Origin of the sequence: Microbacterium sp. LMI12-1-1.1 (genome assembly GCF_040676455.1) — a bacterium.
GTDB lineage: Bacteria > Actinomycetota > Actinomycetes > Actinomycetales > Microbacteriaceae > Microbacterium.
Window position 1 is genome coordinate 1,391,965 of record NZ_JBEGIA010000001.1, and the last position, 24,928, is coordinate 1,416,892.

18 protein-coding genes are annotated in these 24,928 nt (G+C 70.4%); 10 read left to right on the top strand and 8 right to left on the bottom strand.

The window, feature by feature from the left end:
- Window positions 1–56: 56 nt before the first annotated feature.
- Both MRBLMI12_RS06575 and MRBLMI12_RS06580 read right to left on the bottom strand, forming a co-directional pair.
- Window positions 57–2,213, bottom strand: coding sequence for a beta-galactosidase (locus tag MRBLMI12_RS06575; protein ID WP_363354969.1), 2,157 nt, complete (start codon window positions 2,211–2,213; stop codon window positions 57–59).
- A gap of 3 nt (window positions 2,214–2,216) precedes the next feature.
- Window positions 2,217–3,728: a DUF4038 domain-containing protein gene (locus tag MRBLMI12_RS06580; RefSeq protein WP_363354971.1), complete on the bottom strand. Its 1,512-nt coding sequence runs from the start codon at window positions 3,726–3,728 to the stop codon at window positions 2,217–2,219.
- A 169-nt stretch (window positions 3,729–3,897) separates the two neighbouring features.
- On the opposite strand from MRBLMI12_RS06580, the gene MRBLMI12_RS06585 reads away from it, so the two are divergent.
- From MRBLMI12_RS06585 to MRBLMI12_RS06605, 5 genes are read left to right on the top strand one after another with little or no spacing between them, the layout of a single operon-like run.
- Window positions 3,898–5,145, top strand: coding sequence for an extracellular solute-binding protein (locus MRBLMI12_RS06585; RefSeq protein WP_363354973.1), 1,248 nt, complete (start codon window positions 3,898–3,900; stop codon window positions 5,143–5,145).
- 47 nt (window positions 5,146–5,192) lie between these two features.
- Window positions 5,193–6,164 (top strand): carbohydrate ABC transporter permease, encoded by a 972-nt coding sequence (locus MRBLMI12_RS06590; RefSeq protein WP_363354975.1) that lies wholly within the window; start codon window positions 5,193–5,195, stop codon window positions 6,162–6,164.
- A complete protein-coding gene (locus MRBLMI12_RS06595; RefSeq protein WP_163630496.1) occupies window positions 6,164–6,991 on the top strand; it encodes a carbohydrate ABC transporter permease in 828 nt (275 codons plus the stop codon). The genes MRBLMI12_RS06590 and MRBLMI12_RS06595 overlap by 1 nt, the downstream gene beginning before the upstream one ends.
- Entirely contained in the window at window positions 6,988–9,090 is a 2,103-nt protein-coding gene (locus MRBLMI12_RS06600; protein WP_363354977.1) for a hypothetical protein, read from the top strand. The genes MRBLMI12_RS06595 and MRBLMI12_RS06600 overlap by 4 nt, the downstream gene beginning before the upstream one ends.
- 41 nt (window positions 9,091–9,131) lie before the next feature.
- Window positions 9,132–10,187 carry a family 43 glycosylhydrolase gene (locus tag MRBLMI12_RS06605; RefSeq protein WP_363354979.1) on the top strand — a complete coding sequence of 352 codons (1,056 nt, stop codon included), beginning with the start codon at window positions 9,132–9,134 and terminating at the stop codon, window positions 10,185–10,187.
- A gap of 7 nt (window positions 10,188–10,194) precedes the next feature.
- Here MRBLMI12_RS06605 and MRBLMI12_RS06610 read toward each other — a convergent pair whose 3' ends face one another.
- Both MRBLMI12_RS06610 and MRBLMI12_RS06615 read right to left on the bottom strand, forming a co-directional pair.
- A complete protein-coding gene (locus MRBLMI12_RS06610) occupies window positions 10,195–11,214 on the bottom strand; it encodes a LacI family DNA-binding transcriptional regulator (protein ID WP_363354981.1) in 1,020 nt (339 codons plus the stop codon).
- Window positions 11,214–12,044 carry an NAD-dependent epimerase/dehydratase family protein gene (locus MRBLMI12_RS06615; RefSeq protein WP_363354983.1) on the bottom strand — a complete coding sequence of 277 codons (831 nt, stop codon included), beginning with the start codon at window positions 12,042–12,044 and terminating at the stop codon, window positions 11,214–11,216. The genes MRBLMI12_RS06610 and MRBLMI12_RS06615 overlap by 1 nt, the downstream gene beginning before the upstream one ends.
- A gap of 129 nt (window positions 12,045–12,173) precedes the next feature.
- Between MRBLMI12_RS06615 and MRBLMI12_RS06620 the strand changes: the two genes are divergently transcribed.
- Together MRBLMI12_RS06620 and MRBLMI12_RS06625 are read left to right on the top strand one after the other, a co-directional pair.
- The gene (locus MRBLMI12_RS06620) at window positions 12,174–14,786 is read left to right on the top strand and encodes a family 78 glycoside hydrolase catalytic domain (protein WP_363354985.1); all 2,613 of its coding nucleotides are present in this window, start codon (window positions 12,174–12,176) and stop codon (window positions 14,784–14,786) included.
- A gap of 266 nt (window positions 14,787–15,052) precedes the next feature.
- Window positions 15,053–16,030, top strand: coding sequence for a sugar-binding transcriptional regulator (locus MRBLMI12_RS06625; protein WP_363354987.1), 978 nt, complete (start codon window positions 15,053–15,055; stop codon window positions 16,028–16,030).
- Between the two features lie 238 nt (window positions 16,031–16,268).
- On the opposite strand, the gene MRBLMI12_RS06630 is transcribed toward MRBLMI12_RS06625, so the two are convergent.
- The 4 genes from MRBLMI12_RS06630 to MRBLMI12_RS06645 all read right to left on the bottom strand — a co-directional run bounded on the left by MRBLMI12_RS06630 (window position 16,269) and on the right by MRBLMI12_RS06645 (window position 20,160).
- Entirely contained in the window at window positions 16,269–16,931 is a 663-nt protein-coding gene (locus MRBLMI12_RS06630) for an aspartate/glutamate racemase family protein (protein ID WP_363354989.1), read from the bottom strand.
- A gap of 21 nt (window positions 16,932–16,952) precedes the next feature.
- Window positions 16,953–17,867: a carbohydrate ABC transporter permease gene (locus MRBLMI12_RS06635; RefSeq protein ID WP_363354991.1), complete on the bottom strand. Its 915-nt coding sequence runs from the start codon at window positions 17,865–17,867 to the stop codon at window positions 16,953–16,955.
- Between the two features lie 2 nt (window positions 17,868–17,869).
- Complete coding sequence (locus MRBLMI12_RS06640; protein WP_363354993.1) at window positions 17,870–18,751, bottom strand: carbohydrate ABC transporter permease; 882 nt, start codon at window positions 18,749–18,751, stop codon at window positions 17,870–17,872.
- Between the two features lie 65 nt (window positions 18,752–18,816).
- On the bottom strand, window positions 18,817–20,160 hold the full coding sequence (locus tag MRBLMI12_RS06645; RefSeq protein ID WP_363354995.1) for an ABC transporter substrate-binding protein: 1,344 nt from the start codon (window positions 20,158–20,160) through the stop codon (window positions 18,817–18,819).
- Window positions 20,161–20,403: 243 nt separating this feature from the next.
- Here MRBLMI12_RS06645 and MRBLMI12_RS06650 point away from each other — a divergent pair, with 243 nt between their 5' ends.
- From MRBLMI12_RS06650 to MRBLMI12_RS06660, 3 genes are read left to right on the top strand one after another with little or no spacing between them, the layout of a single operon-like run.
- A complete protein-coding gene (locus MRBLMI12_RS06650; RefSeq protein WP_363354997.1) occupies window positions 20,404–22,395 on the top strand; it encodes a glycoside hydrolase family 127 protein in 1,992 nt (663 codons plus the stop codon).
- Between the two features lie 5 nt (window positions 22,396–22,400).
- A complete protein-coding gene (locus MRBLMI12_RS06655) occupies window positions 22,401–23,657 on the top strand; it encodes a ribulose-bisphosphate carboxylase large subunit family protein (RefSeq protein WP_363354999.1) in 1,257 nt (418 codons plus the stop codon).
- Window positions 23,650–24,909 (top strand): four-carbon acid sugar kinase family protein, encoded by a 1,260-nt coding sequence (locus MRBLMI12_RS06660; protein WP_363355001.1) that lies wholly within the window; start codon window positions 23,650–23,652, stop codon window positions 24,907–24,909. Before MRBLMI12_RS06655 ends, MRBLMI12_RS06660 begins: the two co-directional genes overlap by 8 nt.
- Window positions 24,910–24,928: the final 19 nt, after the last annotated feature.

The following is a 24,928-nucleotide window of genomic DNA, read 5'->3' on the forward strand; positions in this document are numbered from 1 at the left end:
GCGCTGAACGTACGTGAAGCCGGGCGATCGGCGTACGTTCAGCGCAAGTGAACTGGTCACACAGAGGGGGCGCTCCGCTCCGTGGCGGACGGCGCCTGGCGCCAGACCCGCACATCCCACGGTGCGAGCTCGACCTGCGTGCCCGCCCGGTGCACCGTGTCATCCAGGACGGATGCCGCGTCCGCCGCGACCCGGACGGTGCGGGTCTGCGGCGACCAGTTGTGCACCACCCACACGCGACCCTGAGCGCCGGTCAGAGAGTGCGCGGTGACCGAGGCCGGGCGCCCCGTGAGGATCGCGGAGGCACCCGGGAGCGCAGACGCCACGGCCTCCTCGCGCCCGGATCCGCGGGCCGCGGCATCCGTCATCACGTCCGCCAGCGTCGCGCGGTCGAGGAGCGTGCCGACCGTCGTGATCGTGCCCGCACCGACCTCGCGGCGCGTGACCGCCGCCCATCGGCCGAACAGCGGATGCCGGTACCCCAGGACGACGGCGGCTCCGTCGGGCTCGAGCCCGTCGGACCAGCCGTGCGCAGTGCCGACGACCGCGCCGTCGCGGACGACCTCGATCGGCTCGGCGAGCGCCCCGAACTCCCGGTAGCCGACCCCGGCCGCCGGTCCGACGATCGCGGGCGCCCGTACGGGGCGCATGCGGCCCTCGTCGTCGCCGTACCCGGTGCGGGGGCCGATCACGAGCCGTCCGCCGAGACGGGCGTACTCGACGAGCGTCTCGAGCGTCGGATCGGATGCCGCGATCAGCCCCGGCACGACCAGCACCGGGTATCGCCGCACAAGCTCGCCCGCGTCGGGCAGCTGCCGCTCGTTCACGAATCCCACCTGCAGCCCCGCATCGACCGCCGCGCGTCCGAACGCGCCCACGATTCGCGCATACGAGCCGCGATCGGCATCGGAACCGCGCGCGAGCGGCGGCTCGAACGTCATCATCCACTCGCTGTCGTGCGCGTACACCAGGCCGACGTCGGCGTCGGGCTCGGCATCCGTCAGCCACGGCGCCGCCGCGGCGAACTGCCGGCCGATCGCGGCGACCTCGGAATGGATGCGCCCGGGTTCCAGGTCGTGACCCAGAACGCCGCCCCAGTGCACCTCGGCGCCCGAGTGCAGCGTGTGCCAGTGCCAGTACGACACGAGCCGCGCCCCGCGCGCGACGAGCAGCCACGCCGCCTGGGCGAGCTGACCGTCGTACGGCGGACGGGTGAGCCAGGCGGGGCCGATGGAGGCGGCGCCGGTCTCGGTGACGAGGAACGGGCCCTGCCGCGACGCCCGCATGCGGTCGGCCATGAGCACGAACTGCGGCACGTCGTCGGCGTACCACTGGCCGCCCGCGCCCTCGCGCTCGAGGTCCATCGCGTCCTGGGCGAGGTAGTAGGCGTTGCCGCTGGCGATGTCGAGCCGCGCGCCGACGGCGACGTCGTCCATCGCCGGCCGCTGGTAGGCGATGCAGGTGGTGAGGAACGTGTCGTCGGCCACGAGCGGGCGGACCAGGTCGGCCTGCCAGCCGATGAAGTCCGCGGTCAGCTCGGCCTGGAACCGCCGCCAGGCGAGGTCGTAGGCGGGAGTGGTGTTGCCCGACGGCGCCCACAGCTCGTCCCACTCGGCGATGCGGTGCGACCAGTACGTCAGCCCCCACGCGCGGTTGAGCGTGTCGACATCGCCGTAGCGGTCCGCGACCCACTCGCGGAATCGCCCGACGACGTGCTCGTTGTGGATCAGATGCAGGCCGGCCTCGTTGTCGAGCTGCACGCCGATGACCGCCGGATGCCGGCCATGCCGGCCGATCACCGCGCGGATCACGCGCTCCGCATAGCCGCGGAACAGCTCCGACGTGTAGTCCACCTCCTGGCGTCCGCCCCACGGCACGGTGCTGCCGTCCTTGCGCACGACCGCGAGCTCGGGGTGTGCCCGCGCGAGCCACGGCGGGACGGCGTAGGTGGGCGTGCCGAGGATCACGTCGATCCCGTGCGCGTGCGCCGCGTCGAGCACGGGCGTCAGCCACTCGAGATCGAACTCTCCGTCGCGCGGCTCCCACGTGGACCAGACCGATTCTCCGACGCGGATGCACGTGATGCCGGCATCCGTCATCAGGTGAAGGTCGGCCTCGAGCCGCGACGGGTCGGGCAGGTACTCGTTGTAGTACGCCGCCCCCAGGCGCGGTCCCCCGCGCCAGGCTTTCAGGCGATCGGATGCCGCGTCCACGGGTCAGCCCGCCACGCGCGTGATGCGCAGCGCCAGCGCCTCGCCCGCGGGCAGCTCGATCGGTGCGGAGGCCCGATCGAAGGCATCGTTGCGCTGCACGTCGTCGAGCGTGAAGCGCCGGCCGACGGGCGCGATCGTCATGTTCCAGGTGTCGATGACGTCGACCTCGAACGTGTCGCCCGGCTCGGGGCGCTCTCCGGGGAACCCGATCGGCAGCCGGAAGTCCCACGTCGCCGGCGCCGACCGGCCGAGGTACTGCACGTACAGACGGCGCGGGATGCCGGCCACATACGCCGGGTCGTCCCACTTGTCGATCGGATCCAGCCCCGCACCCTCGACCTCTTCGAGGACCCGGCGAAGGAACGCCAGCCGCGCGGGCGATGCGCCCCGCAGGGGCCCGCCCTCGACCATGTGAAGGCTCCCCGATGCCGTCAGGAAGCTCTCGCCGTGCGAGGCGTAGCAGCCGGCGACCGTGGTGATCCAGAACTGATGCACCAGCTCCTCGGCGCTGAGGTGACCCCACCGGTCGGGGATGTCTCCCTCGTACTTGATCTCGTCGAGGACGACCGGCTTGCCATACACGTCGCGGTACAGGTTCGCGCGCCCGAAGTCCGTCGTGGCCGAGCCGTTCTGGAGGGACGCGTGGGTCACCCACGGCTGGCTGTTGTCGTACAGCTCGATCCAGTTGTGGATGGATCGCAGATGGTCGGAGGGGTCGATCTCGGCCAGCAGCGCGCCGGTGCGGTCCCAGCGCTCGGCTGGGCGCTCGAGCTGGTCGAACTCGTTGCAGAGCGACCACCACACGTGGGGATACGCGGCCAGTCGCGCCACGAGATAGCGGAGGTAGACGGCATCCTCCTCCTCGGTGAGCTCGTTGAGACCGAACTGGCCGCGGTCGTAGGCGTTGTAGACGAGCACGTCGGCCTGGATGCCGCGCTCACCCAGCACCTCGACAGCCCGGTCGAGGCGCTGGAAGAACTCGGGCACCGGCTTGGTCACGTCCCAGCGGCCGTCGGTCCTCTCGAACGGCATCAGGCGCGGGACGTGCTCGATGTAGCCACCACCCTGCGGGAAGACCATGAACCGGAACTTGTTGAAGCCGGCCTCGGCGATCGCGTCGACGGTCGACGAGAACAGCGGCTCGTCCTGGTGCAGCCAGTTGTACGCGGTCGCTCCGACCGGGCGGAACGGCGTGCCGTCGGCGTGCGCGAAGTGGAAGCGGTGAGCGACGCGGACCGGCCCGTGATCGGCGCCGCGTGAGACCTCGAACGCGCCTGTCCGGCCCGAGAGCGCGGCCTCCGCGCTCTCGCTCGTCCATGACCACTCCCCCTCGAGCTCGGGAGCGAAGCGGACACGGTAGGTCGTACCACCGTCCCAGAAACCGGGCACCGCGATATCGCCGGAATCGGCGTGCCGGAAGGTCACGGTGAGCGGGGCTTCCAGGCCGACGGAGAGAGCGGAAGGCGCCTCGAACGCCAGCTCCACGGGACGGTACAGCGAGTGGGACATCGTCATCCTTCCGAATCTACGGCGATCGTCACCGACTATTGAAACGTACCAAAGTCGTGCATAATCTGCAGGAGATGAATGAACATGCACCCTTCCGCAGTTGTTACCGGTAACACCCGGATACAGCACGCGGAGGGCGCTCACTCCACCGGACATTCCAGAAGCGGAGAAGACAATGAAGGTTTCTCGCAAGATCGCAGCCGGCGCCGCCGGCCTCCTCGCCGTCGGCCTGCTGGCCGGCTGCAGCTCGGCCGGCTCAGGCGCCGGCGACGCAGGAGAAGACGTGGCGCTCACCCTGTGGGCCCGAGGCAACTCGGTGCCCGACGATGTCGAGCAGATCCTCGCCGACCAGTTCCCGGACTACGACATCACCTTCGAGAACATCCCCGACATCGAAGACAAGCTGCGCGCGGCCCTGCGTTCGGGCAGCGGCCTGCCCGACGTCGTCATGATGGGCGGCAGCCTGCCGTCGTTCTTCACGGTGGCCGACGAGTTCGTCGACCTGTCCGACCAGGCCGCCGAGAGCGATGCCGTCGAGTGGGGCCTCGAACTCGGCCAGGCGCCCGACGGTCGTCAGGTTGCGCTCCCCACCGACATCGGCCCGTGGGGCTTCTTCTATCGCGCCGACGTCCTCGAGTCGCTCGGCTACCCGACGGAGCCCGAAGAGGTCGCTGCAGCCATCGATTCGTGGGACGCCTACCGCGAGCTCGCCACCGCGGCTGCCGGAGCCGGCAGCTTCGTGTGCGACCACGCCGGCCAGGTCTACCAGGCTCGCCTCGCGCAGGAGGGCTACGCCTACTTCGAGCAGGAGGACGGCGAGGACGTCAACATCGTCGACTCGCCCATCTCGCACGACGCGTTCGTCGAGACCGCCTCGCTGGCGCAGGACGGCCTGTGCGCGAACGCCGAGCCGTACACGCCCGAGTTCAACGCGGCCCTGACGCAGGAGGACATCGTCGGCTTCGTCGGGCCCGCGTGGGAGGACGGCCTGCTGAAATCCGCGGGCGAGCTGCAGTCCGGCAACTGGCGCGTGACGACGGTTCCGGGCGGACCGGCTGCGACCGGCGGAACGTTCGTGTCGGCGCTGTCGGCGAGCGAGCACCCCGAGGCCGCGGCGGAGCTGGCGGCGTTCATCGGCGGCACCGAGTTCCAGAAGATCGGCTACCTCGAGAAGGGCCTCTTCCCGGCGTCGACTGGCGTGGCAGCCGACCCCGAGGCCGCCTCGCCGCAGGAGTACTACGGCGGTCAGGACACGCTCGGCGCGCTCGCACAGACCGCCGAGGAGGCGCCGCTGGTCTACCAGGCACCCGACAGCGGGACGGTCGCCTCGCAGTTCTTCGTCGCGCTGAACGACCTCTCGTTCAACGACGACGACGCCGAGAAGGTGTACTCCTCGCTCGTCGAGAAGAACTCCGCAGAGTGACAGCGGCGGGGGCGGCCGCGCGCCGCCCCCGCCTTCCAGGGAGCATCATGACCTCGACCGCAACTTCGACGGCGACTCCGCCCTCGACGACACCGGCACCCGTGCCGCCATCCCGACGCCGTCGCCCGGCACTGCTCCGCTACTGGCGCGAGTACCTGGCGATCTCGCCGTTCTACATCCTGTTCGCCGTCTTCGGGCTCTTCCCCCTCGTGTTCGCCGTGTACCTGTCGATGGTCTCGTGGGACGGCCTCGGCGAGCCGGAATGGGTCGGCCTCGAACAGTTCGAGCGCCTGTTCAGCTCGGGAGAGTTCGCGGGAGCGCTGAGCAACACCGTGATCATCTTCGTGATCGCGCAGGTTCCGGTGATCCTCGCCTCGCTCGGCGCTGCGGCCCTGCTGAGCTCGCCGAAGCTGCGCGCCAAGGGCCTCTACCAGACCCTGTTCTTCCTGCCGCAGGTGACCTCGATCGTGGCGGTGGCCATCGTCTTCCAGTCGGTCTTCTCGAACGAGTACGGCATCATCAACGCGTTCCTCGAGGCGATCGGGTTGTCGGCTGTCCCCTGGATGACCACCGAGTGGGGCGTGCGGCTCGTGGTCGCGCTCATGATCTTCTGGCGCAGCTTCGGCTACTTCGTGGTGATCTTCCTCGCCGGCATCTCGTCGATCCCGCCCTCGCTGTACGAGGCCGCGCGCCTGGACGGCGCCGGCCCGTGGCGCATTCTCCGCTCCATCACGGTTCCGATGATCTGGCCGACGATCCTCTTCGTCGCCGTGACCGGCACGATCAGCGGCTTTCAGATCTTCACCGAGCCGCAGGTGCTCACCAACGGCCTCGGGGGCCCCGACAACTCCGTCGTGACGCTGATGTTCCTCCAGGTCGGCTACATGGGGGCGACGCTGCCTACAGTGCGACCCGACCTCGGCTTCGCGACCGCCATCGGCTGGGGCATCTTCGTCGTGCTGATCCTCCTGGCCATCCTCAACTCCCGCGTCATCGCCCGACGCCGAAACGAGATGTGATGAAGACCCCTCGTCGCGCCTGGCTGCAGCATCTGGTCCTGATCCCCGCCGCCGCGCTGTTCGCGTTCCCGTTCTACTGGCTGATCGTCATGTCGACCAGCACGACGTCCGACATCTTCTCGAGCCCTCCCCGGCTGATCCCCGGGCCCGAGCTCTTCGAGAACATCGGGCGGCTCTTCGAGAGCATCGACTTCGGCCAGGCGTTCCTCAACTCCGTCGTCGTCTCGGTGATCGCGACGCTGGTCACGGTGACGATCGCGGCGCTGTCCGGGTTCGTTTTCGCGATGTACCGGTTCCCGGGCCGCAACTGGCTCTTCGGCATCCTGCTCGCCACCATGACGCTGCCCACCGGTGTGATGCTCGTGCCGATGTTCCAGATCTATGTCGACCTCGGCTGGCTGAACACCTACCTGCCGCTCATCGTGCCGGGCGCTGCCAGCGCCTTCGGGATCTTCTGGATGCGGCAGGCCGCGCGCGAGGCCGTGCAGTACGAGGTGATCGAGGCGGCCCGCGTCGACGGCGCCGGCTTCCTCCGCGTGTTCTGGCACGTCGGGGTTCCCGCACTGCGTCCCGCGATCGCCGGGTTCACCGTCTTCCAGTTCATGTGGAACTGGAACGAGTACATGTGGCCGCTGCTGGTGCTCAACGACTCGGACCTGTACACGTTGCCCGTCGCGTTGCAGCAGCTGAACGGCAACTACGGCACCAGCGACTACCCCGTGGTGATGGTGGGGACGCTCCTGGCGACCCTCCCCCTGATCGTCGTCTTCCTCCTGTTCCGCAAGCAGGTCATGAGCAGTGCGACGTCCGGCGCGGTCAAGGGATGAGCCCCATCGACGCCGCTGCGGCGATACACAGACACGCGGTCGTCGACCGGCATCGGATCCGCCGAACGCGGGTCGATGCGGAGGCACCGCTCACCGTGGGCAACGGCGAGTTCTGCTTCACCGCCGATGCCACAGGCCTGCAGACGTTCGCCGACTGGCACAGCCGCGCATCGGCGCGCGCCGATGCGCGGAGCGCGACGCCCCTGGGAACCCAGGCGCAGTGGGCGTTCCACTGGGCCCCCAATCCCGACGGGCTCACGCTCGACGACACGATGGTGCGCTTCGAGCGGCCCGACGGCTCGCCCGTCGACCACCCGACGACCTACGATTGGCGCCTGACCGAGGCCGATGCCCGTCGCCTGCAGCCGGCGGGCTACTACTACTGGGTGAACCCGCAGCGCCTCCACCTCGGCCGCGTCGCGTACGTGCTGCGGCATCCGGTGACCGGCGAGCCCGTCTCCGATCCCGGCGAGATCACCGGCACCGCGCAGACGCTCGATCTGTGGAGCGGCCTGCTCGACAGCACATTCGCCCTCGGCGGGCTCCGCACGCGCACGCGCACCGCCGTGCACCCCGACCGCGACATCCTCGCCGTCTCCGCGTCGTCCGAGCTCTTCACCGCGGGCGCTGCGGCGCTGCGCATCTCGTTCGCCACCATCCAAGACACCTGGGAGGCCGACGAGGACTGGACCCGCCCCGGCGCCCACTCCACCGACGTCGAGGTCGGCGACGACGGCATCGTGCGCATCACCCGCCGCGTGGACGAGGCGGCGTACACCGTGCAGGTGCGGGCGAGCGGATGCCGCGTCTCGGCCTCCGCGCGGCATGCGATCGACCTCGTGCCCGAGGCGGACGACATCGAGCTCGTCGTCGAGTTCGCGCCCGAAGCATCCGATCTTCCCCTCCCCACCGCCGACGAGACCTTCGCGGCCGCCGCGGAGCACTGGCGTGCGTACTGGAGCGAGGGCGCCTTCGTCGACCTGTCGCGATCAGAAGACCCGCGTGCGCACGAGCTCGAGCGACGGATCGTCCTGTCGCAGTACCTGACCGCGATTCAGTGCGCCGGCTCGCTGCCGCCCCAGGAGAGCGGTCTGGTCTGCAACTCGTGGGGCGGCACGTTCCACCTCGAGATGCACTGGTGGCACGCCGCGCACTTCCCGATGTGGGGCCGGCCGGCGCTTCTCGAACGCAGTCTGGCGTGGTACCAGCGCATCCTGCCGGTCGCCCGCGAGAACGCGGCCCGAAACGGCTACCCCGGCGCGCGCTGGCCCAAGCACGTCGGGCCGGAGGGGGTCGAGAGCCCCAACGAGATCGGACCGCTGCTGCTCTGGCAGCAGCCACACCCCATCTCGTTCGCCGAGCTGGTGTACCAGGCCCGCCGCGAAGACACCGGCGTGCTCGAGCAGTACGCGGAACTGGTCGATGAGACTGCCGAGTTCCTGGCCGGCTTCGTGTGGTGGCAGGACGGCACCGCTCACCTCGCGCCGCCGCTCATGCCGGCGCAGGAGCGCTACGAGGCCGCGACCACGTGGGACCCGACGTTCGAGCTCGCCTACGTGCTGTGGGCGCTGCAGACCGCGTGCGAGTGGCGGCGGCGGCAGGGCCGCGACGTACCCGAGGCATGGCGCCGCGCCGTCGACGGCATCGCGCCGCTCCCGATCGCCGGCGGCCGGTACGAGGCGGTGCGGGGGGCGACCGCCCTCATCGACCATCCGTCCCTCGTCGGTGCGTACGGCTTCGTCCCGCCGACGCGCCTCGTCGATCCCGACGTCATGGCCAGCACGCTCGACCACGTGCTCGAGGCGTGGGAGTGGAACTCGACGTGGGGGTGGGACTTCCCGCTGCTGGCGATGTGCGCGACACGTCTGGGCCGCTTCGATACCGCATTCGACCTGCTGCTGACCGATCTGCCCCGCAATCGCTCGTTGTCGAGCGGGCACAACTTCCAGGTGCCGAACCGGCTGCCGCTGTACCTGCCCGGAAACGGCGGTCTGCTCGCGGCGGTCGCGATGCTCGCGACCGACGACGACGGCGAACCGCGCCGCGGCCTGCCCGACGGGTGGAGGATCCGCGCCGAAGGCTTCGTGCCGCGGCCCTGAGTCCCCGTCGACCCCCGATCTCGTCCCACGGAGACACCGAAATGATCGATGTGCAGGATCTCGCCGCCAGCGTCCGCCCGACCGCGAAAGGCGGCGCCCTCGTCGTCGCCCCCACCCACCGGGCCGGCGACTGGAACAGCCACGGCGTGGACTGCCCGTTCGTGTTCCGCAAGGACGGCATGCTCGGCATGACGGTCGTGGGGTGGGACGGGCGCGGCTATCAGACCGGGCTGGCGTGGCACGACGGGACGCGGTGGTCCGCGCCGCGGCTGGTGTTCCCCCGCGACCCGGGATCGGTCCACCGCCGGCACAACGCCGCGCTCACCTCGATCCTGCGCGACACCGACCTCTACGGTCCGGGTGAGCTCACAGCGATCGACGACTGGTACTACGGCACCTATCACGCGTACCCCGATGCCGGCTACGAAGAGGGCTCGGCCGTCATCGGATTCGTGCGCAGCCGCGACCTCGTCGAATGGGAAGAGGCCGGCGAGCTGCTGCGCCCCGAAGACGGCGGGTCATGGGAACGCGGCGGCCTCTACAAGTCCTACCTGCTGCGCCATGACGGCCGCTTCTGGCTCTTCTACAACGCGAAGGACCGGGCCAACGGTCGCTGGATCGAGCAGACCGGTGCGGCCGTGTCGGACGACCTCACGTCGTGGCAGCGCGTGTCGGATGCTCCGCTGCTGCCCGTCGGCGCTGCCGGCGCTCCCGACGACCGGTTCGCCTCCGACCCGTTCGTTCTGCGCGCTCCGGACGGAACGTGGCTGATGTTCTACTTCGGGCTGCGCGCGGGCGGCCCGGCGGTCGATCTGCTGGCCACCTCTCCCGACCTCGTCACCTGGACCAAGTCGCCGGCCGTGCTGGTGGCACCCGGCGTGGCCGGCGCGATCGACGACTGGCACGCGCACAAGCCCGCGGTCATCCGCACCGGCGACCGCCTCGAGCACTACTACTGCGCGGTGCAGCGCCTCGGCACCCCCGTCGACATCGGCGGATACTCCCAGCCCGAGATGCGCGGCATCGCACGTGCCTGGTCGCCGGTGGTCGGAGCGCCGATGGACTCGGCCCCGGTGGGCCGGGCGGCAGCCGGCTGAGCGCCGCTCAGACGCCCCGCACCGCAAAGCCGGCGGTGCTCTCCCGGGCGATCAGCCGAGGCTGGAGCACGCGGTGCATCTGCGCGAGGGACCGCCCCTCCAGCGTCTCGAAGAGCATGTCGACGACCGTCGAGCCGACGTCCCGGTGGCGGCGGCTGATGCTGGTCAACGGGATCAGCGACGCCTCGGCGAACTCGTTGTCGTCGTAGCCCACGAGGGCCAGTTCCTCGGGAACGCGCACGCCGCGGGCCACGAGCTCCTGCAGCATCCCGAGCGCGAGCAGGTCGTTGACGGCGAAGATCCCCTCGGGCCGTTCGTTCGCTGGCCGCGCCGCGATCGCCGCTCCCGCCTCGCGTCCGGCCGCGAGCGAGCGCTCGGCAACCGGGATCACTTCGAGGTCGACGCCGCGGGCGGCAGCTTCGGCACGCGCTCCGTCGAGTCGCGCGGCCACGTACACGACGTCGTCGGGCCCGCCGACGAACGCCAGGCGGCGGCATCCCCTCTCCGCGAGGTGGGCGACGGCCAAGCGCCCCCCGGCGACCTCATCGACGGACACCGACGGCTGCTCGGGCGACTGCGCGTGCTGGCCGACGAGGACGGTGGGCGTACCGCGACGGCGCAGCAGCGCGAGCCGCTCCTCGACCGGATGGTGCGAGGCGACCAGCAGGCCCCGCACATGATGCTGCGCGAAGGCGTCGAGGTACGCGTCCTCCTGCGCGGGATCCGCCTGAGAGTCGGCGAGGAAGACGGAGAGGCCGAGCTCTGCTGCTCTGTGCTGCACGCTCTGAGCGATCTCGCCGAAGTGCGGATTGCCGATGTCGGCCGCGAGGTAGCCGATGACGGTGCTCACGCCCAGTCGCAGCTGGCGGCCCGCGTTGCTCGGCACGAAGCCGAGTGTTTCGATGGCGTCCGCCACGCGGCGGCCCATCGCCGCCGACAGCCTGTCGGGGTGGTTGAGGTAGTTCGACACCGTGCCGATCGAGACGCCCGCGAGCGCCGCGACGTCCCGGATGCCCGCCGGTGCCATCAGCGCCAGTCGTGCTCGGCGACGAAGCCGAGGCGTTCACGGATCTTGCGGGTGGACATCAGCGACTCGAACTCGCCGAGGTCTTCGGCGATCGGGGTGCCCGGGAACCAGCGCGCCGCGACCTCGCGCGAGGGCTGCGCGTTGCCGGAGCGGGGAGCGGCCACGTTGTACACCTCGAACCCCGGCTCCGCCGCCGCGAGCGCCCGCGCGACAGCCTCGGCGCCGTCGCGAGCGTCGATCCAGGAGCCGACGAGGTCGCGGCGGTAGTCCGGCTCTGCGGCGCGGTCGAACGTCGCGTACTCGTCGGCGTCGACGACGTTGGTGAAGCGAAGGGCGGTGATCGACGTCTCGGGATGCCACCTGACCAGCTGGGCCGCGATCGCCTCCTCGGCCACCTTGCCGAGTCCGTACGTGTTGTTCGCGCTGGTGTAGTCCTCGTCGACCGGCAGAGAGGGCGGTGCCTCGTCGAACGGGAAGCCCATCGCGGTGATGCTCGAGGCGAGAACGATCGTGCGGATGCCTGCCCGGTGCGCGGCGAACAGGGCGTTGAACGACACGGTCATGTTGTTGTGGAAGGTCGCGGCATCCGGCACCAGGCCGTTCACCGGGATCGCCGCGAGGTGCACGAGCGCGTCGAGCCCGTCGTGGCGCGCGGTCACCGAGAGGAACGCGTCGAGCGTCTGCCCGAAGTCGGTGAGGTCGACGCGGGTGAAGCCCATGCCGGGGGTTCCGGCGAGGTCGAACCCGATCACGTCGTGCCCGTCGGCCCGCAGTCGCTCCATCGCCGCGCGGCCGAGCTTGCCGCCGCTGCCTGTCACACCGATCGTCATCGAATCCTCCTCTGCCGCCCGGGTCGCGGCTCCCTCGACAGCGTACTTGAAACGTTTCGAAATCGGTGCCAAACTCCCATCTTGAAACGTTTCGCCACGCCCCGGCCACAGCGCAAGGAGACAACACGGATGTCCGTCACCGTCGACGCACCCCGCATCGAACACCACCGCGAACCCCTCGGGATCGGCGAGCCGATGCCGCGCCTCTCGTGGCGCGTCGCGTCTGCACCGTCCGGCTGGCGGCAGACCGCGTACTCCGTCGAGGTCGACCGCGGCGGCGACGTCACGACGTACGTCGTCGACTCGCCCGAGCAGGTGCTCGTGGACTGGCCGGCCGACCCGCTGCGCTCGCGCGAGATCGTCACGATGCGCATAGCCGTCAGGGGTGCGGACGGCGCGTGGTCCGCGGCATCCGTCCCCACGGTTCTCGAAGCGGGACTGCTCGAGCCCGGCGACTGGTCTGCGCGCCCGGTCGGCGCCTTCCGCAACGAGAACCCGCACTCCGACGAGCGCCGGCCCTCACTCGTACGCCGCGCGTTCGAGGTGCGCGACGACATCGTGCGCGCACGGCTCTATGCGACCGCGCACGGCGTCTACGAGGCCGAGCTCAACGGCGAGCGCGTCGGCGCCGACACGCTCTCGCCCGGCTGGACGGTGTACGGCAGCCGGCTGCGGTACTACACGTACGACGTCACCGACCTGGTGCGCCCCGGCGTGAACGCTCTCGGCGCCTGGCTCGGCGACGGCTGGTATCGCGGCCGACTGGGCTGGCGCGGCGGCTTCCGCAACGTCTACGGCTACGACCAGTCCTTCCTCGGCCAGCTCGAGCTGACCTACGCCGACGGCAGTCGCGAGGTCGTGGCCACCGACGTGTCGTGGCGCTCCGCGCCGAGCCCCATCCTGCACAGCGGCCTCTACGACGGCGAGGACTACGACGCGCGCGCGGAGCAGCCCGGCTGGTCGACGGCGGACTTCGACGACACCGGCTGGGAAGGGGTGCAGGAGCGCCATCGCGACCCCGCCACGTTGGTCGCGCCGACGGCTCCGCCGGTGCGCGCGACCCAGGAGCTGCGGCCGATCGCGGTGCTCACCGGCCCCAGCGGCTCACGCATCCTCGACTTCGGGCAGAACCTCGTCGGTCGCGTGCGCATCCGGGTCTCGGGCGACGCGGGCACCACGGTGACGCTGCGCACCGCCGAGGTGATGCAGGACGGCGAGATCTACACGCGACCGCTGCGCGCAGCGCGCTCGACCGACAACTACACGCTCGCCGGCCGCGACGTCGAGGAGTGGGAGCCGCGGTTCACCTTCCACGGCTTCCGCTACGTCGAGGTGACAGGGTGGCCCGGCGACCTCGACGCCGATGCGGCGGCCGGCGCACTCGTGGCGCGCGTGTACCACACCGACCTCGAGCGCACCGGCTGGTTCGAGTCGTCGGACCCCGCCCTCAACCGCCTGCACGAGAACGTCGTGTGGGGCATGCGCGGCAACTTCGTCGACATCCCGACCGACTGCCCGCAGCGCGACGAGCGCATCGGCTGGACGGGCGACATCCAGGTCTTCGGCCCCACGGCGTCGACGCTCTTCGACGTGTCGGGCATGCTCTCGGGCTGGCTCCGCGACGTCGCGATCGAGCAGCTCCCCGACGGCACGGTCCCCTGGTACGTGCCGGTGATCCCCGCGGTCGACAAGTGGACGCCGATGCGCCCCGGCGCCGCGTGGGGCGACGTCGCCACCCTGCTGCCCTGGACGCTGTACGAGCGCTTCGGCGACGCCGGCGTGCTGCGCGCGCAGTTCGACAGCGCGCGCCGCTGGGTCGATCTGCTCGAGCGCCTCTCCGGCCCCTCTCGGCTGTGGGACACCGGCTTCCAGCTGGGCGACTGGCTCGACCCGGCCGCCCCGCCGGACGACCCGGCCGATGCGCTCACCGACCGCTACCTCGTCGCGACGGCCTACTTCGCCAAGTCCGCGCGAACCGTCGCGCGCATGGCGGAGGTGCTGGGACTCGGCGACGAGCGCGCGCACTACGACACGCTCGCCGACGAGGTCGTGGCCGCCTTCGAGGGCGCCTACGTGAACGACGACGGCACCATGACCAGCGACGCGCAGACGGCTTACGCCCTCGGCCTGCGGTTCGACCTCATCACCGATCCGCAGAAGCGGGATGCCGCGGCGGCACGTCTCGCTCAGCTCGTGCACGAGGCGGGCAACCGCATCGCGACCGGCTTCGTGGGGACGCCGCTGGTCTCGGATGCCCTGAGCGCGGGCGGCCAAGTGCCGACCGCCTACGACCTGATCCTCGAGCGCGAATGCCCGTCGTGGCTCTACCAGGTGGAGCAGGGCGCGACCACGGTCTGGGAGCGGTGGGACTCGCTGCTGCCCGACGGCACCGTCAACCCCGGCCAGATGACCTCGTTCAACCACTACGCGCTGGGCGCCGTCGCGGACTGGATGCACCGCGTCGTCGGCGGCCTCGCTCCCGACGCCCCCGGCTACCGGCGCATCCGCTTCGCCCCGCGCCCTGGCGGCGGACTCACCTCCGCCTCGGCCCGCCAGCTCACCGCCTACGGCGAGGCGGCGATCTCGTGGGGCATCGCGGACGGCCAGCTGCACGTCGAGGTCGTGGTGCCCGTCGGCACCGAGGCCGTGCTGGACCTCGAGGGCTCTCCCGAGGAGACGCTGAGCCCCGGTATCCACACCCGTGTCGTCGAGGTGCCGGTCGGGGTCGGCGCGCCCGTCTGATCCCGACCGCGGACGGCCACGTCCGCACCCTGACGCCTCACAGATGGCGGATGCCGCGGGCCGCGGCATCCGCCATCCGCGTCGTTCGCGTGCGACGGGCGGAGTCGACGATCGCACCACGCCGGGCGGGCCCGCCGCCATTCGCGCCTCTGCGCACCGATCAGGTGTTTCTCGCCAGAACTAGGGCTGGCTTCACGGCCTCAGAGTGAATATCCTTTCGTTAGCGAATCCGAATACACCTCGGATCGCCACGATCGGAGACCACCGTGCCCCTGACGCCCTACACCCGGCCCGCAGACGGCCAGGTGCGCCTGCTCACCAAAGTCGCGCGCATGTACCACGAGCGCGGCGTGCGCCAGGCCGACATCGCGGCCGCGCTCAATATCTCACAGGCGAAGGTCTCGCGTCTGCTCAAGCGCGCGGAATCCGTCGGCATCGTGCGGACGATCGTCACCGTCGCGCCAGGCGTCTACGCCGAGCTGGAAGAGCAGCTCGAGGAGAAGTACGGGCTCGCGGAGGCCGTGGTGGTCGACGTCGACCACGACGCCGACGAGGGCGAGCTGCTCGCGTCGCTCGGCGCCGGAGCGGCCGCCTACCTGGAGGCGACGCTCTCGGGCAGCGACCGGATCGGCGTCTCGTCGTGGAGTCAGACGATCCTCGCGATGGTCGACCGCATGCGCCCCTTCACCGTCCGCGGGGCGACGGAGGTGGTGCAGCTGCTGGGCGGCGTCGGCGCGCCCGAGGCGCAGAGCCACTCCAACCGCATCCTCGGCGAGCTGGCCCGCACACTCGGCGCCGAGCCGGTCTATGTGCAGGCGCCGGGCATCGTCGGCGACCCGGCGATCCGCGACAGCCTGCTGCGGGATCCGTCGATGCAGGAGGTCGCGCGCCACTGGAACGACCTCACGATGGCGATCATGGGCATCGGCAGCATCGAGCCGTCGGACGTGCTCGCCACGAGCGGCAATGCTTTCCCCGCCGAGGAGCGGCAGGCTCTCCTCGACGAGGGTGCCGTGGGCGACATCTGCCACCGCATCTTCCGAGGTGACGGCTCGCTCGTGCGCGGGGCGCTCGACGACCGCATCATCGCCATCACGGTGGAGAACCTGCGTCGCATCCCGCGCCGCGTCGGCATCGCCGGCGGCGAGCGCAAGCTCGAGGCGATCCACGGTGCCCTCGCCGGCGACTGGGTCACGACGCTCGTCACCGACCTCCGCTCCGCCGAGGCCCTCGCCGAGCGGTGACCCCGGGGCCGGAGCGCACCGCCGCCGTCGGCGGGCTCGAGGCGTTTCGTCTCCGGGCGCTGGAGCGCCCTCCGCTCAACGACCGGTGCAAGCAGCCGGTCGATGAGCGAGCGAGACGTCACGCCCCATCCCGATCGTCGAGCGAGCGAGACGTCACGCCTCATCCCGGTCGTTGAGCGAGCGAGGAACGAGCGAGACGAAACGCCTCGAGCCCGGCGGAGACGTCGGGCTCGAGGCGTCAGCTCTCGTCGAGCGACGCGGCGAGGCGCTCGACGCCCAGCCGCGGGCTGGTGAGCACCGGAACGTCGACCGAGACCGCATCGGCGGCGGAGGCCATGGATGCCTGCGCCAGCACGACGACGTCGGCTTCAGCCGCGCCCCGCTCGATGGCGGCCGCGACCAGCCGGTCGTGCGTGGCGCGGTCACCGCTCGCGACCGCAGCGAAGGCGCCCTCGATGACCTCGCTCGAGAACTCGGGGCTCACTCCCGCGAGCGCGGCGCGCTCCTGCAGCAGTCCCAGCGTCGGCCGGCAGGTGGTCGGCAGTGTAGCGAGGACGCGCACCCGGCGTCCGGCCCGCACCGCGGCATCCGCCATCGCCTCGTCGACGCGCAGCACCGGCACCCCGGCCGCAGCGGCGGCAGGCGCGGCGAGCTCCGAGATCGACGAGCACGTGAACATGACCGCATCCGCTCCCCCAGCCGCGGCGGCGCGCACGAGGTCGTCGACCCGGTCGGGCACCGAGCCCGCCCGCTCCTGGTCACCCAGGTCGGCGACGATGCGGTCGTCGAGGTAGTTCACGATCGTCGCGTTCGGCAGGAACTCGGTGGCCAGTGCCCCGAACGGAGCGATGTTGACGGCTCCGGTGTGCAGGAACGCGATGCGGGGTGCGGACGAGGTCATGCGAACAAGCCTTCCAGCTTCTCAGCCCTTGAGGGCGCCGCCGGCCATGCCGGCCATGATCTTCTTGTTGAGCGTCAGGAACAGGATCAGCAGCACGACGATGTTGATGCTCACGGCCGCGAAGAGCGGTCCGTACTGCGTCGAGCCGTACTCGTCGCTCAGGCTCAGCAGACCCACCTGGATGGTCGCGAGGTCGGGCCGCGTCGTGAAGGTCAGCGCGATGAGCAGGTCGTTCCACACGCTGAAGAACTGCACCAGCGCGATCGTGATGATCGAGTTCTTCATCATCGGGATGCCGATCACGAAGAACGATCGCAGCGGCCCCGACCCGTCGACGGTCGCCGCCTCGAAGATCTCACGCGGAACCGACCGGAAGTAGGTCGCCATCAGGAACGTCGTCAGGGGCAGACCCATGACGGTGTACGTGATGATGAGCGGCCACAGCGTGTCGGTGATGCCGATGCGGAAGTACGTGATGAACAGCGGCACGAGGATCATCTGCCCGGGCACCATGATGCCGGCGAGGATGTAGAGGAGGACCCCGTTGCGGCCCTTCCAGATCATCACCTCGAGCGCGTAGCCCGCGGCGACGCCGATGAAGACGATGAGCAGCACCGACGGGATCGTCACCAGCACGCTGTTGAGCCAGTTGCGCGCCACGTTGCCGTTCGTCAGTGCGGTGACGTAGTTGTCGAAGTTCCACGTCTCGGGCAGCGACAGCGCGGGGTTGGAGAGGAACTCGGACTGCGTCTTGAACGAGCCCAGCACCATCCAGACCTGCGGATACAGCACCACGATCATGAGGACCGCGACGAGGATCCACACCGGCAACCGGCGCAGGGCCTTCACGAGGCCGCGCCGCGCGCGGCTCGGCCCGGGCCTGCGGACCGTGGGGGTGGCGACCGTGTAGGCGGTGTCAGTCTGGGTCAGAGTCATTGTCAGACCTCCGCCTTGCGACGCGACGATCGGAAGATCGCGAGGGTGAACACGAGGCAGAGGGCCGTGAGGATCACGGCGATGGTGGAGCCGTAGCCGTACTCGGCGTACTCGAACGCCGTGCGGTACATGTACAGCGTCATCGGCGCGGTCGAAGTGCCGGGCCCGCCGCCGTTGAGGGCGAGCAGGCTGTCGAAGACCTTGAGGGTGGCGTTGAGGCTGAAGATGATCGACGACAGCAGGATCGGCAGCGACAGCGGCACCACGATGTGCCGGACCAGCTTGAACCCGTTGGCTCCGTCGAGCCGGGCCGACTCGATGACCTCCTCGGGGATGTCGAGCAGGCCGGCATAGAGGAGCACGGCGTAGAAGCCCATCGAGCTCCACAGCGTCATCGCGATCGCCGTGGTCATCGTGCCGACGGTCGACGCCAGCACCTCGACGCTCTCACCGCCGAAGAAGTTGATGATGTCGTTGATCGGGCCCTGGTTGTCGCCGACGGCCACGAAGCTGCGGAACAGCATGGCCACCGCCACGGTCGGCAGCACGGTCGGGAAGAAGACGAGCGTCCGCACCAGGGTGGAGCCCTTGCGGAGGACGAAGACGTAGAGGAGAGCCAGCGCGTAGCCCAGGGCGACCTGGAGGGCGGTGGCCACGATCGCGAAGAAGACGCTCACCCACATCGACTGGAGAGCGGCCGGATCGGTGAAGAAGGTGGTGAAGTTCTGCAGCCCCACCCACTCGAAGCCGCGCAGCGAGTTGCCCTCGAAGAACGAGAGGCCGAGGGACCAGCCCACCGGCACCACCTTGAGCAGGGTGTACAGCACGAGGGCCGGTGCCAGCAGGATGAAGATCGTCTTCCGATCTCCGAAGATCGAGTTCATCTGCGAACTGCTTTCTGTCGTGAGCCGGCTCCCCGGGCGACCGCCCGGGGAGCCGGTGCGGGGTCTCAGCCGTTGGCGTCGATGCTCGCCTGCAGCTGGGCCATGTAGTCCTCGGCGGTCATCTGGCCGGTCGTGAGCAGGGTCGCGTTGGTCGACGCCAGCGAGTTGCTCTTCGAGTCCATCAGGGCCTCGAACCACAGTACGGTCTCGTCGATGCCCGCGATCCGCTCCTGGATCTCGGCCGTGTTCTCGGAGATGTCGGTGACGTCGCCGTTGACCTTGAAGCCCGAGATGACGCCGGCATCCTGCAGCGCCTGCTGACCGTAGTTCTCCGCGATGCAGCTCACCCAGTCGACGACCTTCGGACCGAACTGCTCGGCGTCGATGATCATCGGAGCGCCCGCGTTCGCCGCGTACTGGTCGATCGAGCCCTTGCCGCCGTCGACCTCGGGGAACGGCATGAAGCCGACGTTCTCGCCGCCGATCTCATTGCGTTCTGGGTCGTTGATCGCGCTCAGCAGCCACGAGCCGTCGTACGTCATCGCGGCCTGACCGGTCAGGAACATGTTCGACGAGGTGTCGCCGTCGCGGGTCGAGAAGCCTTCGCCGAAGTAGCCGGCCTCGGCGAAGTCGGCGAGCGCCTGTGCGCCGGCGACGTACTCGGGGTCGGTGAGCTTGGCGTCGCCGTCGCGGACGGCGGCCATCGCTTCGGGCCCGACGTTGCGGAAGATGTACATGCCCATGATGCGGGTGAGCGGCCAGCCGTTGGCGCCCGCCTCGGTCATCGGGACGACACCGGCGCCGGCCAGCGTGTCGGCGGCGTCTACGAGGTCGTCCCAGGTCTGGGGCTCTTCGATGCCGTTGTCGGCGAGGATCTCCTTGTTGTAGAAGATGCCTTCGATGTTGTACTGGTACGGCATCGAGAACATGCCGCCGTAGACCTGCTCGACGGTGGAGGCGGCGGCCGGCAGCACGTTGTCCCAGGTGCCGGCGTCTTCGAGGGCTGCCTTGAGGTCGCCGACCAGACCGGCCGCATTGAGGTCGCCGTCGGGACGGATGAGCGCCGTGCCCGCGATCGTATGGGTCGGCAGCGCGCCCTGGCTGGCCAGCAGCGTGACCTTCTGGACCGTGTCGGCCTGCGCCACCTTCTGGTGCTCCAGCGGCAGCGCCTCGTTCTCGGCCTCGCAGGCGCCCTCGGAGAGCGCGGTGAGCTGCTCCTCGAGAACGGGGTTCTCGTTCGCCGTCATCACGGTGAACGTTTCGGGATCGGTGCCGCCGGCGCCGGAGCCGCCCTCCGAGGAGCCGGTGTCGGTGTCGGCACCGCCGCCGGCGCAGGCTGCCAGCGGCAGCACCGCCGCGAGTGCGATCCCCAGCGCCGCGATGCGGCGACGGTTGCTGCGTGTGTTCATAGCGTCCTCCTTGACGACGACCATGCGGGTGAAAGGTACGAGCACGACAGTAGGCACGATTTCGATGTGTGTCAACAGTCAGTACTGAAATTCTATTCACTTTGACACGATTCAGGGGTTAGACTGCATTTCCATGCAGCGTTGCGAGAACTTTCAACGCTGCCTGATCTGACCCGCACCGTACCTGGCTTGCCGCGATGCCGCAGCGAGCACGAGACTGAACGCCACTCGGAAGGAACAGCCATGACCGCCACGACCGCGACCCGGGCTCACGCCCGGCTGCGACCCCTCGGCGCCGACAGTGCGCGCTGGGCGAGCGGCTTCTGGGGAGACATCCACGATCGCACGCGCGACGTGACGATCCCCCAGATCTGGTCCTCCCTGAGCGACCCCGCCATCAGCGCCGGTCTCACGAACTTCCGCATCGCCGCAGGCCTCGAGAGCGGCGAGCATGCCGGTCCGCCGTTCATGGACGGCGACTTCTACAAGTGGCTCGAGGCCGCCATCGCCCGCCTCGAGACCGACCCCGACCCTGAGCTCGCGGCCCGCATCGAGCAGATCGCGCAGCTGATCGCCTCGGTGCAGCGCGACGACGGGTACCTGCACACGCCGACGATCATCTCGAGCCGCAACCACGAAGACGCGATCGCCCTCGCCGACCGCTTCAACTTCGAGACCTACAACCTCGGCCACCTCATCACCGCCGGCGTGCGCCACTACGAGGTGACGGGGTCGACCACCCTGCTGGATGCCGCGCGCAAGGCCGCCGGCTTCCTCGAGGACCTCGCGACGAACAAGCCGCGGGAACTCGCCCGCAGCGCCATCTGCCCGTCCCATTACATGGCCGTCATCGACCTCTACCGTGCGACCGGCGATGAGCAGTACCTGCGGCTGTCGGAGGCGTTCATCCGGGTGCGCGACGACTTCGAGGGCGGCGACGACAACCAGGACCGCCTTCCGGTGCGCGAGCAGACCGTCGTCGCGGGGCACGCGGTGCGCGCCAATTATCTGTACGCCGGTCTCGCCGACCTCATCGCCGAGAACGGCGACCAGGAGCTGGAGGCGGTGCTCGAGCGGCTGTGGCACGACGTCGTCGACACCAAGCTCTACATCACGGGCGGAGCGGGAGCGCTGTACGACGGAGCGTCGCCCGACGGCTCGCCGTGGCAGGACCAGATCAGCCGCGTGCACCAGGCCTACGGCCGCTCGTACCAGCTGCCGCACACCACCGCGCACAACGAGTCGTGCGCGAACATCGGCCTCATCCTGTGGAGCGAGCGGATGCTGTCGCTCACGGGCGACGCCAAGTACGCCGACGTCATCGAGCAGGTGGCCTTCAACAGCCTGCTCTCGAGCATCAGCCTCGCCGGCTCGGAGTACTTCTACACGAACCCGCTGCGCCAGGTACGCGACCTTCCCTTCGCGCTCCGCCGCCCGGGCGATACGGCCCTCCACCCGACGCCGCCGCCCCCGCCGTCCGACGAGCGGCTGCGCGAGCCGTACCTCAGCTGCTTCTGCTGCCCGCCGAACATCGCGCGCACCCTGGCGCGGTTCCACGAGCGCGCGGCATCCGTCGGCGAGGAAGGACTGTACGTCCACCTGTACGGCGGCAGTGCGCTCGACGTCACGACCGAGGACGGCGGCCGGCTCGCCCTGCGCGAGGACAGCGACTACCCCTGGAGCGAGAGGATCGCCTTCACTGTCACGGACGCTTCGGGCCGCGGCATCCCGCTCCACCTGCGCATCCCCGGCTGGTCGTCGGGCGCGATCCTCACCGTCAACGGTGAGCGGGTGGCGGCGAGCGAGCCCGGCACCTACACCCGTATCGAGCGCGAGTGGCAGCAGGGCGACCTCATCGAGCTGACGCTGCCGATGCCGGTCCGGGTGCTCCGCGCCCACCGCCTCGCCGAAGAGGCGACCAACCAGGTCGCGGTGCGACGCGGTCCCGTCGTGTACTGCGTGGAGAGCGCCGATCTGGCCGACGGCGTCGTGCTCGAGCAGGTCGCGCTCCGCCGAGGCGCAAGGTTCACGCCGGCCGAGACGGTGATCGCCGGCCACCGCGTCGTCGCCCTCGAGACCGAGGCGGTGGTGCTGCCCGGCACCGCCGAGACCGCGCTCTACGACGACGTCGCCGACGCCGATCTCGCCACCGCGCCCGTGCGGCTCGCCCCTTATTTCGCATGGGGCAACCGCGGCGCCGGCGAGATGTCGGTCTGGCTCCCCCTGGTGTGGTGACGCGCATGTCTGTTCAGCACGTCACCGCGACCTACGTCATCGAGACCTCGCTGCCGCTGCAGCACGCCGCCGAGGTGCTCGCCGGCGAGCAGTCCACCGGCACCTTCGTCCGCGTCGAGCGCGAGTCCGACGACCTGCGTGCACGCTTCGCCGCCCAGGTCGAGTCGATCGAAGAGCTCCCCCTCACCGGCGCGTCGCCCCTTCCCGGGTCCGTCGGCGATCCGGCGCTCCGCCGCCGCGCCCGGCTGCGGCTGCGGTTCCCGCTCGACAACTTCGGCCCCTCGCTGCCGAACCTCCTGGCGGCGGTCGCGGGCAACCTGTTCGAGATCAAAGAGTTGTCGGCCATCCGTCTCATCGACCTCGAGCTTCCGCCGGCGTTCGCCGAGCGCTATCCCGGTCCGGCCTTCGGCGTCGAGGGCACGCGGCGGCTGATGGGCCGTCCCGACGGCGCGATGATCGGCACCATCGTCAAACCCAGCATCGGGCTCTCGCCGGCCGAGCTCGCCGAGGTGGTGTCGCAGCTCGCCGAGGCCGGCATCGACTTCATCAAGGACGACGAGCTGCAGGGCAACGGGCCCAGCGCCCCGCTCGCCGAGCGGGTCGCCGCGGTCATGCCGGTGCTCGAGCGCTACGCCGACCGCACCGGCCGCAAGCCCATGTACGCGTTCAACATCACCGACGACATCGGGCGCCTCGAGGCGAACCACGACCTCGTCGTCGGCGCGGGCGGAACGTGCGTGATGGCGTGCGTGAACCTGATCGGCCTGCCGGGTCTGGAGTTCCTCCGTCGCCACAGCGACGTTCCGATCCACGGGCACCGCGCGATGTTCGGCTCGTTCGGGCGCTCCGAGCAGGTCGGGATAGGGTTCCGGGCGTGGCAGAAGCTCGCGCGCCTCGCCGGCGCCGACCACCTCCACACCAACGGCATCAGCAACAAGTTCTACGAGACGGACGACCAGGTGCTCGACTCCATCGCGGCGGTGCGCGAGCCGCTCCTCGGCCTCACGCCGACGCTTCCGGTGCTGTCGTCGGGACAATGGGGCGGCCTCGCCCACGCCACCTACGCCGCGGTCGGCACCACCGACCTGCTCGTGCTCGCCGGCGGCGGCATCCACGGTCATCCGGACGGTGCGGCCGCCGGGGTGGCGAGCATGCGCGAGGCGTGGGCGTCGGCCGCGCGCGGCGAGAGCGCGGACCACGCCTTCGAGAACTCCGCCGCGCTGCGCCGGGCGGCGGAGCTGTTCGGCCCCGTCCGTGTCTAGGGCGCGCGTCGCCTTCTACGGCGACGACTTCACCGGCAGCGTCGACGCGCTGCTGCAGTTCGCGCGGCGCGGGTGGACCGGGCGCCTCTTCACGGGGCTTCCGGATGCCGCGACACTGCGTCGCGCGGCGGACGAGGTCGACGTGATCGGCGTGGCCGGCATCTCGCGGTCCCTCGCGCCGGCGGACATGGACGACGAGCTCCGACCGGTGTTCGCCGCCTTCGCGGACCTCGAGCCGCAGCTCGTGCAGTACAAGGCCTGCTCGACCGCGGACTCCGCACCGCACGTCGGCAGCCTGGGCCGGGTCGTCGAGCTCGCTCGCGAGGCCTTCGGCGACCGCGCCGTGCCGATGCTCTTCGCCCAGCCGGATTTCGGCCGCTACACGCTCTTCGGCCAGCACTTCGCCGCCGAGCGAGGCACCGTGTACCGGCTCGACCGGCAGCCGACGATGTCGCAGCACCCCTCGACTCCTATGACCGAGGCCGACCTCGCCGTGCACGTCGGCCGCCAGACGGAGCTTCCGATCGGCTGGGTGCCGCTGGTCGACTTCGACGACCTCGCGGCGCGGCTTCAGGACGCGACCGAGGCCGGCCTCGTGCTCGACGCCCTCACCGACGAGCACCTCGTCACCATCGGCGAGGCGCTCGGCGCGCTCCCCGCACCGGTGTTCGCAATCGGCTCGGGCGGGCTGTCCCATGGCGTCGCCGCCGCAGCGCCGGGCGACGCCCCGGCGCTGCCCACATCGACCGCCGCGCAGGGCCTGGTGCTGGTCGTGTCGGGCAGCCGCTCCGCGCAGACACGACGGCAGGCGGATGCCGCAGCCGCCGCGGGCTGGCTGGTCCGCCCGCTCCCGCTCGACGGCGCAGTGCCGGCGACCGTGGCCTCCGAGGTCTTCGAGGCGCTCCGGGCAGGCCGCGGGGTCGTGCTGACCTCCGACGACGCCGACACTGCAACCTCGGGCGCGAGGCCGGTGCTGGAGGCGATCGCCGAGGCCGCGGCATCCGTGATCTCCACCGTCGCGCGCGACGGCGCGGCGCGGCGCGTGATCGTCTGCGGCGGCGATACGTCGAGCCGCGTGACCCGCCTGCTCGGGGTCGAGTCCCTCTCGATCGCGGCGAACCCGTGGGGCAACGTCGTGCTGCTGAGCGCCGATGCCGAGGACCCGGCGATCGACGGGCTCGAACTGCTGCTCAAGGGCGGCCAGGTCGGGGCCGACTCGCTCTTCATCGACGTGGCGGCGCTGGGCTCCTGACCCGGCCGCTAGGTTGGAT